Origin of the sequence: Cyclobacterium lianum (assembly GCF_900143075.1) — a bacterium.
Taxonomy (GTDB): domain Bacteria; phylum Bacteroidota; class Bacteroidia; order Cytophagales; family Cyclobacteriaceae; genus Cyclobacterium; species Cyclobacterium lianum.
Map to the genome: position 1 here is coordinate 87481 of NZ_FRCY01000011.1, position 14472 is coordinate 101952.

The 14472-nt window shown below is 46.6% G+C and carries 7 protein-coding genes; all 7 read left to right on the forward strand.

Features of this window, described 5'->3' with window-relative positions; translation table 11 throughout:
- The first annotated feature begins 108 nt into the window (after positions 1-108).
- The gene (locus tag BUB19_RS16785; RefSeq protein ID WP_073095903.1) at positions 109-318 is read left to right on the forward strand and encodes a Sec-independent protein translocase subunit TatA/TatB; all 210 of its coding nucleotides are present in this window, start codon (positions 109-111) and stop codon (positions 316-318) included.
- Positions 319-322: 4 nt separating this feature from the next.
- The gene (gene gatA, locus BUB19_RS16790; protein ID WP_073095905.1) at positions 323-1756 is read left to right on the forward strand and encodes an Asp-tRNA(Asn)/Glu-tRNA(Gln) amidotransferase subunit GatA; all 1434 of its coding nucleotides are present in this window, start codon (positions 323-325) and stop codon (positions 1754-1756) included.
- A gap of 11 nt (positions 1757-1767) precedes the next feature.
- A complete protein-coding gene (locus tag BUB19_RS16795) occupies positions 1768-3165 on the forward strand; it encodes a lytic transglycosylase domain-containing protein (protein ID WP_073096029.1) in 1398 nt (465 codons plus the stop codon).
- A gap of 119 nt (positions 3166-3284) precedes the next feature.
- Positions 3285-4349, forward strand: coding sequence for a DUF4837 family protein (locus tag BUB19_RS16800; RefSeq protein WP_245802884.1), 1065 nt, complete (start codon positions 3285-3287; stop codon positions 4347-4349).
- A 36-nt stretch (positions 4350-4385) separates the two neighbouring features.
- Entirely contained in the window at positions 4386-6650 is a 2265-nt protein-coding gene (locus tag BUB19_RS16805; RefSeq protein ID WP_073095909.1) for an NADP-dependent malic enzyme, read from the forward strand.
- The gene (gene ruvA / locus BUB19_RS16810; RefSeq protein ID WP_073095911.1) at positions 6647-7249 is read left to right on the forward strand and encodes a Holliday junction branch migration protein RuvA; all 603 of its coding nucleotides are present in this window, start codon (positions 6647-6649) and stop codon (positions 7247-7249) included. Before BUB19_RS16805 ends, ruvA begins: the two co-directional genes overlap by 4 nt.
- Before the next feature lie 82 nt (positions 7250-7331).
- On the forward strand, positions 7332-14432 hold the full coding sequence (sov, locus tag BUB19_RS16815) for a T9SS outer membrane translocon Sov/SprA (protein WP_084097402.1): 7101 nt from the start codon (positions 7332-7334) through the stop codon (positions 14430-14432).
- Positions 14433-14472 lie beyond the last annotated feature (40 nt).

Here is a 14472-nt window from a genome sequence, read left to right on the forward strand (position 1 = left end):
AAATTTTAGTATATTTAGAAAAAAAGATTACAACATGCTTTAAAATCTTTGCGTTAGAAAAGCATGGTTATATATTTGTAACAATTTCATAATCAAAATAAGCAAAACATGAATACATTGGGTTTCATACAAAATATCGGAGGAGGATCGCTGGTGGTCATCGTTCTGGTAGTCATTCTTCTTTTCGGTGCCAAAAGAATTCCTGAATTGGCGAGAGGTCTTGGTAGAGGTATCAGGGAATTTAAAGATGCCACCAAGGAAATCCAGGATGATTTGGAGGAAGGATTGAAAGAAGACAACAAAAAAGCAAAAAAATAATACGTTGGAAAAATTCCGCTCATTCGATGAGATAAAAAAATCGCTTGAAAATAAAGAAACAGATTGTAGGGCGATAGTTAACCATTATTTGAAAAACATTGAAACGAAGGCGCATCTCAACGCCTTCGTTGAAGTTTATGGACCTTCTGCTTTACAACAGGCAGCCACCATCGATGAAAAACTAGAAAAAGGAACTGCCGGAAAACTGGCCGGAATGGTACTGGGTATCAAAGATGTACTCTGCCAGGAGGGGAAAATTGCCAACGCTTCCAGCAAAATTCTTGAGGGCTTTGAATCACAGTTCACCGCCACAGCCGTGCAAAGGCTAATCGATGAAGACGCCATCATCATTGGCCGGTTAAACTGTGACGAATTTGGTATGGGCTCATCCAATGAGAATTCTGTCCACGGAAAAGTCCTCAACGGTATTGATGAAACCCGTGTACCCGGTGGGTCTTCGGGAGGATCTGCAGTTGCCGTTCAGGCCAATCTATGTACTGTTTCCCTGGGCACCGACACCGGCGGGTCTGTCAGACAGCCTGCCGCCTTCAACGGCGTCATTGGTATCAAGCCTACCTATTCCAGAGTTTCCAGGTTTGGACTGATCGCCTATGCATCCTCTTTCGATACCATTGGTGTATTCTCCAATAATGTAAAAGACAATGCACTGGTGCTCGAAATTATGGCCGGGCCTGACGATTATGACAGCACATCCTCCAGAAAACCGGTACCTGCGTATAGTGATTTGTTGCATTTTGACAAACCTGCAAAGGTAGCTTACCTCAGAGAAACTGTGCAGGGAGAAGCCCTGCAGCCAGAGATAAAGCAACGTACCCTGAATGTACTCGAAAAGTTAAAAAATGAGGGGCACGTGGTGGAAGAAGTGAATTTTCCGCTGCTGGAATTTGTTTTACCTACTTATTACATCCTGACCACGGCTGAAGCAAGTTCCAATTTGTCCCGGTTTGACGGGGTAAAATATGGCTACAGAAGCCCAAATGCCCACAACCTGGAGAGCATGTACAAGCTGAGCAGGTCTGAAGGGTTTGGTGAGGAGGTAAAAAGGCGAATCATGCTGGGTACCTTCGTATTGAGTGCCAGCTACTATGATGCCTATTTCACAAAAGCCCAGAAGGTGAGGAGATTGATAAAAGAGTTTACAGAAGATTTATTGACAAAATTTGATTATATTGTCCTGCCGACGACACCAAGTACAGCGTTTAAATTCGGAGAACATTCAAATGACCCGGTGGCAATGTACCTGGAAGATCTTTTTACCGTTCAGGCTTCAGTCTCCGGTGTTCCGGCTATTTCTATTCCTAATGGAAAAGACGGTAAAGGACTGCCGATTGGTCTGCAAATCATGGCCAATTCATTCAAAGAAGCCGAACTTTACGCTTTTGCGAATTATTTGACAAGATCAGGTTTAAACGAATAAATATTATGGATATGAGGGAAGGATTTTTCTGCAAAATAGTGGGATTGATAGGTGTGTCGGGTTTATTTTTACAGCAGGCAGTGGCACAGGACGCATCCGTATTATTGGCCGACAGGGAGGATGAAACCCAGGAAACGGTACTCCCCTACTACGATTACGACCACATTCCGGATTTTACCTACGAGGAAGTGGAGAAGCGCATATCAGAAATGGATACTGATATGCCTTTCGAGTTGAATGAGACCATCTTTGCCTTTATAGATTATTTTACGGTAAGAAACAGGGACTATACACGCATGGTGCTGGCCCGGCAGGAAATGTATTTTCCCATGTTCGATGAAGTATTGTCCAGGCATGACATGCCGGAAGATATCAAGTATCTGGCGATCATAGAATCCGGCTTAAACCCCAGAGCCAGATCGCGGGTGGGCGCCATAGGTTTGTGGCAGTTTATGCCTGCCACCGGCAAAGAATACCAACTGTATATCAACAGCCATGTAGATGACCGCATGGATCCGGAGAAATCCACTGATGCGGCTATCCGGTACCTCAAAGCCCTAAACAGGCGATTCAATAGTTGGGAACTGGCACTTGCTGCCTACAATTGTGGGCCGGGCAATGTCAACAAAGCCATCCGCAGATCCGGAGGAAAGCGCACCTTCTGGGGTATTTACAGGTATCTGCCCCGGGAAACCAGAAGTTACATTCCACAATTTCAAGCCATCATGTATGTGTTGAGGCACGCTGACAAACACAATCTGATCCTTGAGGAGCCGGCCTATACTGTAGATCATGAGAAAGTGACGCTGGGTACAGGTTTTACCTTCGAAAATCTGGCGAAACACACTGGCCTCTGCCTGGAAGACCTGGAATTGCTCAACCCCTCATTGCTGAGAAGTGAAGTACCGGAATTCGGGAAAAACATCTCGTTGAATGTTCCCAGGTACCAGCATGCTTACATCACTGAAAATATGGACTGGCTTGTAGATTCGCTGGAAACGACCCAACAACGATACCTGGCCTCCTTGCCGGAAAAAGAAGAAAAACCGCTGCACAATATCACATACCGGGTACGCTCTGGGGATGTATTGGGAAAAATCGCCCAAAGATATGGGGTAAGTGTAAACCAGCTCAAAAACTGGAACAACCTATACTCCAACACAATACGCATTGGTCAGGTGCTTCATATTTACCAGGATAGCGACACCTTTGAGAAGAGCCTGGCCTCCTCACAGCAGCAAAACAGTGATTCGGACAATAGTGCAGGCAAAATGTACACGGTACAGCCCGGAGATTCATTGTGGCTAATTTCCAGGAAACTCGATGGCGTCACCATAGACCAATTGAAAAAATTAAACAACCTCAATAACAACCAGATCAAGCCGGGACAAAAATTGAAAATAGGTTGATTTAAACTATATTTTTAATTTTATTTTTTCCGTTTGGCATTTTTCCCTAAATTGGGCCTGTTACAACTGTAAACCAATTTTCGATTCCTATGAATTTACGATATTGTATACCTGGCCTTATGTCCTTGTTATTGTTATTTGCCTGTGAAAGTGGTGGTACGGGCGATTCCTCCGGTAATAAACCAAAAGCCAGGGGCTCACTGGGAGAAATACTGCTGGTAATCGACTCTGCCAAATATGCCGGGCCGGTGGGTGATGCTTTAAAAGAAGTTTTTGAAGCCAGTATACCTGGGATCATCCGGGACGAATCCATGTTTTATACCCGTAAGGTGGATCCGAGAAAATTGACCAGGATACTCAAAATGGCCAATAATATGGTCTATGTAACTACTTTTGACGATCAAAATCCAGGCAGTAGGACCATCAACAACCAGTTTACAGCCGAATCGATCGAGATGAGCAGAACGGATTCCAGCTTATTTATGCTGCGAAATAATGATGAATTTGCCATCGGACAGGAAGTACTGTACTTGTTCGGAGAGAATGAAGAGGAATTGATCAAAAATCTCAAAACCAATAAAACCCAGCTCCAAAATCTGTTTATCAACAGAGAACGAGAGCGTTTGGGCAGGGCCTTATTCAACAGGAAAAATGGGGAAGCCAGCCTCAAATCGCAGGAAAAATTTGGCATTTCGCTCAATCTGCCAGCTTCCTACCAACTGGCCATGGAGGAGGAGAAATTTTTATGGTACAGACAGCCGACACCTACCCCGGAAAAACCAGACATCAGTCTGTTTTTCTATCAGACCGACTACACCGACGAAGCGCAGTTGTTTCCGGAGAATATCATCCAATTCAGGAATGAAATCACCAAAAGCAGAATATACGGAGACCCTGCCAAAAAGGAGTCCTATATAGTAACAGAAACTTTGGTGCCTCCTGTTTTTAAGAACACACAAATAGATGGAAAATACAGTGTGGAAATGCGCGGAGCCTGGAAAACTAACAATCTTTCTATGGGGGGATCTTTTCTTTCCTATACGATTGTAGACGAGCGACAAGGCAAAATATTTTATGCGGAGGGATTTGTCTATTATCCGAACGAGGCGCACAGGTCTTCTTTGAGAGAGATTGAAACAATCTTAAATGCCACCTCTTTTGAAGAAGCCGTAGAAGAGAACTGATCGCTGATTATATTATTTTTCCCCAGAATTACCATCATGAAGATTAGAAAAGAAGATGCTTTACAGTATCACCAATTCAAAAAACCGGGAAAAATTGAAGTCATTCCCTCAAAACCGCTTTCCAGTCAGCTAGACCTGGCTCTGGCATACTCTCCCGGCGTGGCAGAGCCCTGCAAAGCCATTCAGGAAGTACCAGGCGATATTTATAAATATACGGCCAAAGGCAACCTGGTAGCTGTCATCTCCAATGGAACGGCGGTCCTTGGCCTGGGCAATATCGGCCCTGCTGCCTCTAAACCGGTGATGGAAGGAAAGGGAGTGCTATTCAAAAAATTTGCTGGTATAGATGTTTTTGATCTGGAGATTGATGAGATTGACCCCGAAAGCCTGATAAAGATCATCAGGTCGCTGGAACCGACCTTTGGCGGCATAAATCTGGAAGATATCAAAGCCCCGGAATGCTTTATCATCGAAAAAAAGCTAAAGGAGCTGATGAATATTCCGGTCATGCATGACGATCAGCACGGCACTGCGATTATTTCGGGGGCCGCTTTGCTGAATGCGCTGGAAATGATCGGTAAAAAAATTGAAGACATCAGACTGGTGGTGAGCGGTGCCGGAGCCGCAGCCATCTCTTGTGCCCGTTTTTATGTGGGCCTGGGGGTTCGGCTGGAAAACATCATCATGTGTGATATAGAGGGTGTCATCAGATTAGACAGGCCCGGGCTTACCGAAATCCACCAAATGTTTGCCACCGATAAGGACATACATCATATCAGCGAAGCCATGGTCGGCGCGGATGTATTTTTGGGCTTATCAGCGGGAAACATTATCAGCCAGGAGCAGGTTCAATCCATGGCAGAAAACCCCATTGTTTTTGCATTGGCAAATCCTACTCCGGAGATCAGCTATGAGGAAGCCATGGCCGCCCGCAAGGACATCATTATGGCCACCGGAAGGTCCGATTTCCCCAATCAGGTCAATAATGTGATCGGCTTTCCCTACATTTTCAGGGGGGCCCTTGATGTGCGGGCTACAGGCATCAATGAGGAAATGAAACTTGCCGCTGCGCATGCGATCGCAAATCTGGCCAAAGAGCCCGTTCCGGATATTGTCAACAAGGCCTACGGAGAAGCCAAACTTGCCTTTGGCAAAACCTATTTGATCCCAAAACCCCTGGATCCCAGATTGATCACTACCATAGCCCCTGCCGTGGCCAGAGCCGCCATGGCCTCAGGCGTGGCAAAAACGCATATTCAGGATTGGGAGGCTTATGAACTCGATCTGCAGGAAAGAATAGGTATCGACCAGAGATTGATGTCTCGTGTGATCAGCAGGGCGAAAAAAGATCCCAAACGCGTGGTGTTTGCAGAAGCGGACAATACCAAAATATTGAAAGCAGCGCAGCTCATCCGGGATGAAAAAATCGGAGAGCCCATATTGCTGGGCAACAAGCAAAAAATCAAAAAGCTGATCAGGGTCAACTCGCTGGACCTGGAGGATGTGTCTGTCATAGACCCCAATGAAGAAAAAGCCAGAATCAGGGCATTCGGGGAAATCCTTTACGACAAGCGAAAACGGAAAGGACTGACACCTTATGAATCCAGAAAACTGATGAAGGACCGAAATTATTTCGGGGCCATGATGGTGGAAACCGGAGAGGCTGATGCATTGATATCCGGCCTTACCAAAGATTACCCAAGGACCATCCTGCCTTCCTTACACATTATCGGGGTAAAAAAAGGGGTAGACAAAGTAGCCGGTATGTACATTATCAACTCTGATAAAGGACCTTTTTTCTTTGCAGATACCACGGTCAATGAAAACCCAAGTGCAGATGAGCTGGTGGAGATCATCGGCCTGACTGCCAACGGGGTTAGATTTTTTGACATTGATCCAAAAATTGCCATCCTTTCCTATTCAAATTTTGGCTCTGCAAAAGGGGATGTTCCCAGCAAGACCTCGCTGGCTACGCAAAAAGCAAAGGCCCGCTTTCCCGAGTTGGTCATTGAGGGAGAAATGCAGGCCAACGTTGCCCTGGATGAAAATATACAGAAGGAAAATTATCCCTTTAGTGCCCTGATCAATAATAAAGCCAATACACTTATATTTCCAGACCTGGCTTCCGGAAATATTGCCTACAAGCTGGTAGCGGAGATCGGCAATGCAGAAGCTATCGGACCCATACTTTTAGGAATGAATAAATCCGTGCACGTATTGCAACTGGGCAGTTCGGTCCGGGAGATCGTGAATATGGTGGCCATAGCAGTAGTGGATGCACAAAGCGTTGAATCATCATGATAGCATATTTGAAAGGAAAACTGGTCCACAAAGACCCTACCTACCTGATCATTGATATTCAGGGTATAGGCTACGAAGTAAAGATCTCCCTGACTACCTACAGCATGGTCAAAGATGAAGAAGCGATTTTGCTGCATACCTATCTGCACATCAAAGAAGACGCCCATACCCTGTATGGGTTCAGGGATCCTGCAGAAAAAAAGGCATTTTTAGAGCTGATCTCCATTAACGGGGTGGGGCCCAATACCGGACTGATGGTATTGTCTTCGCTTAGCGTAGGGGAGCTGGAACAAGCCATTCTGCACAATGATCCCGCCACCATTCAGCGGGTTAAAGGTATCGGTGCCAAGACGGCTCAGAGAATTGTTCTTGAGCTAAAGGACAAGATAAAAAAAGAGGGTATCATCGGTAGCGAAGGATCTCCAGAAGGCTTTATCCAAAACAGCAATAAATTAAAACAGGAAGCGTTACAAGCCTTGATCACATTGGGATTTACCAAGGCACAGGCAGAAAAAAATATCACAACTGTGTTGAAAAAAAGTGGCCCTGATGTTTCATTGGAAGCATTAATTAAAGCATCTTTAAAGTCTTCATCATAAACACGCAACGTTGACCTTTACTTTCTCAAATATTTTTTGGAGAATAAAGTCATTTCACCGGCACGTCATTCTTTGTGGGGGAATGCTGTGCCTGATTTCAGGACTTTCAATGTCCGGCGCCAATGCCTTTCAGGAGCCAGCAGTTACTCCTGCAGACTCCCTTCCGGACCGGCTGGACACACTGTCTAAACGAAAGGACCTGCCCTCTTTTTTGCTTTGGGATAACCTGAATACAAACCCGCTTTACCCATCCCAAAATCCATTTCTAAGAAAGCAGTCGCCCTTTCTACCTGGTGCAGGGGTGGATCAACGGGTAGAGGTGGAAGTAGATACTGCTGTAAGGTACCGGATTTACCAAAATCTCGATTCAGGCTCCGTAGACCCAGGCTATTCCATGGATTTTGAAGACTATTCCCGCATGCAGGAGCTGCGCATTCGGCAGGAGTACTGGAGAAACCGGTCCAGGGGGCTGGATGGAGAAAGTGCCGTTGGAGGAAGAGGCCTCATACCTCCCATCACCATGAGCCCTACCTTTGACAGGATCTTTGGAGGCAGCGAGATCAGTATCGTGCCTACAGGCAATGTAAACCTGGATTTTGGAGGAATTTTCCGCCGAATAGACAACCCCTCCATACCCATCAGGCAACAAAGAAACGGTGGTTTCAATTTCAACCAGCAGATCCAGATGAGTGTCAATGGCATGTTGGGTCAGAAGGTCCGGATCGGCGCAAATTTTGACAGCAACAATTCCTTTGATTTTGAAAACCAACTTAAAGTAGAATACGCAGGTTTTGAAGAAGATATTTTAAAAACCATTGAAATCGGTAACGTAAGTATGCCGGTACAAAACAGCCTGATCCAGGGTGCTCAAAATCTGTTTGGAGTAAAGACCCAAATGCAATTTGGAAAGTTATTCATGACCACCGTTGCTTCTACCCAGCGGGGTCGGAGAGATGAGATTGTACTGGAGGGAGGAAACCAGGGCAGACCCTTCGAAGTGCGGGCCTCAGCTTATGACGAAAACCGCCATTTTTTTCTCGGTCATTTCTTCAGAAATAACTTTGAAAATTGGCTGAGAGGCTTGCCTCAGGTGCTCTCCGGGGTGCAGATCACCCGTCTGGAAGTATACATCATGAACAGGGCCAACAATACCCAGACCCTGCGAAACTTTGCTGCCTTCATGGACCTGGGAGAAGGGCAGCGCATATATGATCCCGAAAACCCGGCCATTGGCCAGGGAAATCCCCAGTCCCCCGCTGCCAACGAAGCCAATGAGCTGTTTAATACCTTGAGAAACAACAGCGCCTACAGGGATTTTGAAACCGCAGCCGGCGCCATCAGCTCGGATCTCGGTCTGGAGCGGGGAGTGGAATTTGAACAAATCAACGGGGCGCGTAAACTGGCAGATAACGAATACACCTTTCATCCCCAACTGGGATATTTCAGCCTGTCCAGAAAACTTCAGAATGATGAAGTCATTGCCGTTTCGTATGAATATACCTATAACGGTCAGCGGTACAAGGTCGGGGAATTATCCGAAGACTATCAAAACAGGCCTGAAGACAACGTGATATTCCTCAAAATGCTCCGACCCGCAAGGATCAATACGAGGATCCCCACATGGGACCTGATGATGAAAAACATCTACAACCTGAATGCCAATCAAATCCAGAAAGAAGGCTTTCAGCTCCAGATCATATACAGGGACGACCGTACCGGCCTGGACAACCCCAGCCTGCTGGAAGGCCAAAATGTCAAAGACATTCCGCTGATCCGCCTGTTAAAGCTAGATAATCTCAATCCTCAGAATGATCCCCAGCCAGATGGAAATTTTGATTATGTGCAGGGTCTGACCATTATCCCGGAGCAAGGTTTGGTCATATTCCCGGTGGTAGAGCCATTCGGGAATACCCTGGAAGAGAACTTCCTTCCCTCTGAACAAAGCCTCAAGGAAAAATTTGTCTATGACACGCTGTACCGAACCACCCAGGCAGATGCCGAGCTGGTCACCAGATTGAATAAATACTTTCTGAAAGGAAGTTTCACCTCCGGATCGGCCTCTGAGATCATGCTGCCGGGACTCAATATCAGTGAGGGCTCTGTGCTGGTTACGGCAGGAAATATCCCCCTCACCGAAGGAGTAGATTATACGGTAGACTACAATATAGGCAGGGTAGTGATCATCAATGAGGGCATATTGCAATCGGGAAAACGAATCAGCGTCAGTTTTGAAAAAGCAGATTTGGTATCTTTTCAGACCAGAAGTTTATTGGGCACCCGGCTGGATTATATGGTCAATGACAACTTCAACATTGGGGGAACATTCCTTTACCTGAATGAAAGACCGAATATTTCCAGAATTGCTACCGGCAATGAAACCCTTAGAAATTCACTATGGGGTTTTGATGTCAACTACGATGAGGAATCACTGTTTCTGACCAAACTGGCAGATGCGCTGCCCTTTACCGAGACAAAAGAAGAGTCGTTGATACAATTCAACGGGGAATTTGCGCACCTGATTCCCGGTACCTCCAATCAGGTAGATGGAGAAGGGGCATCCTATATTGATGATTTCGAAACCGCCATCATTCCCTTTAATCTGGGATCTGCTCCCCAAACCTGGAAGCTGGCCGCCACTCCTGCCACAAATGAGAATAAATTTGACGAAAGTCAGCGGACAGAAGACAGGCTCGGCAATGCCTATAAAAGAGCCAGGCTGTCCTGGTATACCATAGACAATGTATTTTACCGGCCGGCAGGTAGGGGTGTACCGCCAAATATCACCAATGAAGACCGGAGAAACCACTATGTCAGACGGGTGTTGCCGCAGGAAATTTACCGGGGTCGAAACCGGGATGTACTGATCACTCCGGAGCCACTCTTCGAGATGGCTTATTTCCCGCACGAAAGGGGCATGTACAATTTCAATCCTGCGCTTGACGCCTCTGGCTTACTTCCAGACCCCAGAGAAAACTACGGAGGTATCACCCGGGCCATTACTTCTGAAGTGGACTTCGACCGTACCAATATCGAATACATTGAATTCTGGCTGATGGACCCCTTCCTTGCTGGCCCAAATGGAAGGGTACTGGATGGGATATTCAATGAGAACAACAATACCGGAGGCAAGCTGGTTTTTAACCTGGGAGAAATATCCGAAGATCTTGTTGTAGATGGACGGCATGCCTTCGAAAATGGTTTGCCGGCAGATGGTGCTGATGAAGGCACCGTTTCCAATGAATGGGGAAAGGTCACCAACCGGCAATTCCTCACCCCTGCATTTGACAATTCACCCGAAGCCAGAGAAAACCAGGATGTAGGCCTGAATGGCCTGAGCAGTTCTGAAGAAGCAGGCTATTATGAAGACAGGTTTCTCAACAGGCTGAACGTCAGTCCCCAGTCCATGGACAATATCATGGAAGACCCCGCTGCGGACGACTTCCAGTACTACCTGGATGAAACCTTTGATCAAAATGATGTCAAAATACTGGAACGGTATAAAAAATTCAATGGTATGGAAGGCAATACGCCCATCACTGCCAATACCAACCTGCCCTACACCCCTTCAGGATCAAATGTCCCGGACAACGAAGACCTGAATAATGACAATACCATCAACGAGGTAGAAAGCTACTATGAGTATGAGGTGGACCTCAGGCCCGGTGGGTTGGAAGTAGGAGAAAACAATATTGTAGACAGGATCACACACATAGAAAATGGCGAAGAAGTAAACTGGTACTTGTTCCGTATTCCGGTAAGACAGCCGGACGCCTCATACGGAGGTATTTCCGGATTTAAATCTATTCGGTTTATCAGAACCTATCTCACTGACTTCCGCCAGCCAGTGGTGCTTCGAATGGGTCAGTTCAGGTTGGTGGGCAGCCAATGGAGGATCTTTCAGGAGTCCCTTTTCGAAAAGACATTTTCGGAAATTCCCGAACCCGATAATTCAAACTTTACGGTAGGAGTCGTCAATATTGAGGAGAACGGACAGGGAGGAGAAAATCAGAGCCCCTATGTGCTGCCACCCGGTATTTTCAGGGACCGGGACAATACCTCTACCGTGGAACGACAGCTCAACGAACAATCGCTGAGACTGTGTGTGGACAACCTGCAGAGCAGGGATTCCAGGGCAGTATTCAAAAATGTAAGTCAGGATCTGGTACAATATGGGCGGCTCAAAATGTTTTTGCATGCAGACAGTCAGGATGCCACTGACGGAGAGCTGACCGGATTTCTGAGAATAGGTACAGATTATACAGACAATTATTACGAAATAGAAGTACCGCTGAAAATTACGCCCTCGGGGACGCGGGATCCGAGGGAGATCTGGCCATTGGAAAATGAAATCGATATTGCCATCGATGAGATCGTCGGCGTTAAAGCCGAGCGGGACAATAATCAGCGGCCGCAAAACCTCCCCTACTCGATTCAGGTCCGGCAGTATAAGGTGACCGTGGTAGGGCGGCCGGAGTTGAACTTCATCCAGGGCATGATGATCGGCATCCGAAACCCCGGATATACAGGAGGAGCCAGTAAATCTGTCTGCGTATGGGCAAATGAATTGAGGGCAACGGATTTCAACAAATCTTCCGGCTGGGCAGCCAATGCCCGGCTAAATGCCCAGATCGCCGATGTGGCAACGGTTTCTTCCTCCATCAGGCACAATACCTTTGGGTTTGGCGGATTGGAAACCCGCCTCTCTGAAAGGGCCAGAGAGTCTACTACCCAGTACGACATTTCAGCCAATATCAATGTAGACAAAATCCTACCAAAAGGCCTTGGTCTCAGCATCCCCATGTACCTGAGTTTTGAAAATTCCACCACCAAACCTGAATTTGACCCCCTGAATCCGGATGTTCCCTTTGAGATTGCCTTGCAGAAATTCCAGTCAAACGCAGAGCGGGAGGCTTACCAAAACCTGGTCCTGGACCAATCCAAAAGAAAAAATTTCAGCCTGAACAACGTCCGGAAAATAAAAAATCCGGAAAAAGAAACAAACCGGCTTTACGACCTAGAAAATTTCTCCTTTTCCTACGCCTATGGCTCGGTGACACAAAGCAATATCCAACTGGAAAGCTATAACTTTGAAACCTACAGAGGCAGCATTGCCTATAGCTTTCAGCCAGACCCATTGATCGTCGAACCCTTTAAGCAGATGGGTTTTCTCCGAAACGACCACTTGCAGTTGATCCGTGATTTTAACATCAACTTCGCCCCCAGCCTCGTCTCTGCACGGCTGGACGTGGACAGGAGGTACATGCGGACCCAGAACCGAAACGACCAATTGAGCACCGCAGGCGTGGATCCGCTTTTCCAGAAGAGCTTTTACATCAACCGTTTTTACAGCCTCAATTGGGACCTGACAGAAAATCTGTCTTTTGACGTCAATTCCAGTGTCAATGCCATCGTGGATGAGCCTGAAGGAGATCTGGATACAGAAGGAAAAATCGATTCTCTGAGAAACAACATCAGAAATCTGGGAAGGACTACCAACTACAACCAGCAGGCAGTAGTGAACTATACCATACCCCTGGACAAATCACCAATAACCGACTGGATCAGTGCAGATGTGAGGTACGAGGCTACCTACAGCTGGATCACAGGAGCCATCGGGCAAAGGGACAGCCTGGGAAATGTCATCCAGAATACCAGGGACAGATCCCTGACCGGAAAGTTGGATCTGGTACAACTTTACAACAAAAGCAAGCGGCTCAATGCCCTGAATGCTCCGAAAAGACCCAATATTCCCGGTCGGCCCGCTCCTCAAAATACAGCCGAAGGCGAAGAAAAAGAAAAAGAATTTTCTACAGAAGGCTTTGCCGCTGAAATGCTGAAATTTCTGATGATGGTGAAGGAGGTCAATTTCAGTTATAATATTACTCAAGGCACATTTTTACCGGGTTATCTGCCCAATACAGGACTGCTTGGCATGGACAAAAGCTTTCTGAATCCTGGCATGGGATTTATCCTGGGTAGCCAGGATAGCGATATCCGGTTTGCCCTTGCCAATAGAGGAGTACTGGCAGCCAGCAGCTCCCTGACTCAGGCTTTCCGGCAGAATGAATCCAGAAATCTGCGAATCAACTCACTGGTCGAGCCACTGAAAGACTTCAGGATTACCCTGGACATCCGGAAGCGGGAAAACGGCGACTACAGCGAGATATTCAGACGATCGGGACCAGGAGAAGACGACTTCACTTCTACCAATCCGAACCGGCTGGGCTCGTACAGCATCAGCTACAATGCTTTGAAGACTGTATTTAAGCGACAGGATACGCAGAATGTATCTCCCTTGTTTACAGACTTTGAGAATTACCGGAGTATCATTCAAGCCCGTCTCGAAACCGAAAATCCGGGAGGAAGTTACAATATCAACGGGCAAAATGTTTTGGTTCCCGCTTTCCTTGCAGCCTACTCCGGACAGTCGGCCACAGGGATTGACCTCAACCCATTCCCGAAAATCCCCTTGCCCAACTGGAGAGTGGAATACCGCGGACTAGCCAGATTACCAGCTTTGAGCGATTATTTTTCATCAATAAACCTGACCCACAACTACCAATCCGATTATGAGGTCAGCAACTTCTCCAACGCCCTTATTTATCAGGAGGGATTGGAACTGTACAACTCGCTGCAACAATTGCCTATGCCGAGCATGACAGATGAATTTGGTGCTTATATCCCCATTTTAATTTTAAACCAGGTGGTAATCAGAGAGCGGTTTGCTCCTTTGGTTGGTGTGGATTTGCTTACCAAAGACCGCATGAACATCAGTTTTGAATACAATACGGACAGAACCATCGGTCTGAATTTCTCCAATGCACAGGTAACCGAACAAAACAGCCAGGATTTCCGCTTTGACCTGGGCTATACCAAGGCGGGCGTGAAGGTACCCTTCAAAATCCAGGGCAGGCAGGAAGTACTGAACAATGACCTCACCATCAGGGTATCTACCCGCATTGTGGATACCAATACGGTACAAAGAAAAATCGAAGGGGAAAATACCCTTACCAACGGAAACCTGAACATACAGCTGCGGCCAAGTATCGGATACGTGGTCAACCAAAAGCTCAACATTCAGTTTTACTTCGACCGCACGATCAATGATCCCAAAGTATCGACCGCATTCCGAAGGAGTTCTACTTCCTTTGGCGGGCAATTGACATTTAATTTAAGTGAATAATTTTGTCCTATCCATAATCCTCGTATTTTTGGATCGCTAA

What these genes read in the sequence shown, in the direction of transcription:
- BUB19_RS16785 (WP_073095903.1), top strand. Translation starts at nt 109, where the DNA reads ATGAATACATTGGGTTTCATACAAAATATCGGAGGAGGATCGCTGGTG.
- BUB19_RS16795 (WP_073096029.1), top strand. Translation starts at nt 1,768, where the DNA reads ATGAGGGAAGGATTTTTCTGCAAAATAGTGGGATTGATAGGTGTGTCG.
- BUB19_RS16800 (WP_245802884.1), top strand. Translation starts at nt 3,285, where the DNA reads ATGTCCTTGTTATTGTTATTTGCCTGTGAAAGTGGTGGTACGGGCGAT.
- BUB19_RS16805 (WP_073095909.1), top strand. Translation starts at nt 4,386, where the DNA reads ATGAAGATTAGAAAAGAAGATGCTTTACAGTATCACCAATTCAAAAAA.
- ruvA (WP_073095911.1), top strand. Translation starts at nt 6,647, where the DNA reads ATGATAGCATATTTGAAAGGAAAACTGGTCCACAAAGACCCTACCTAC.
- sov (WP_084097402.1), top strand. Translation starts at nt 7,332, where the DNA reads ATGCTGTGCCTGATTTCAGGACTTTCAATGTCCGGCGCCAATGCCTTT.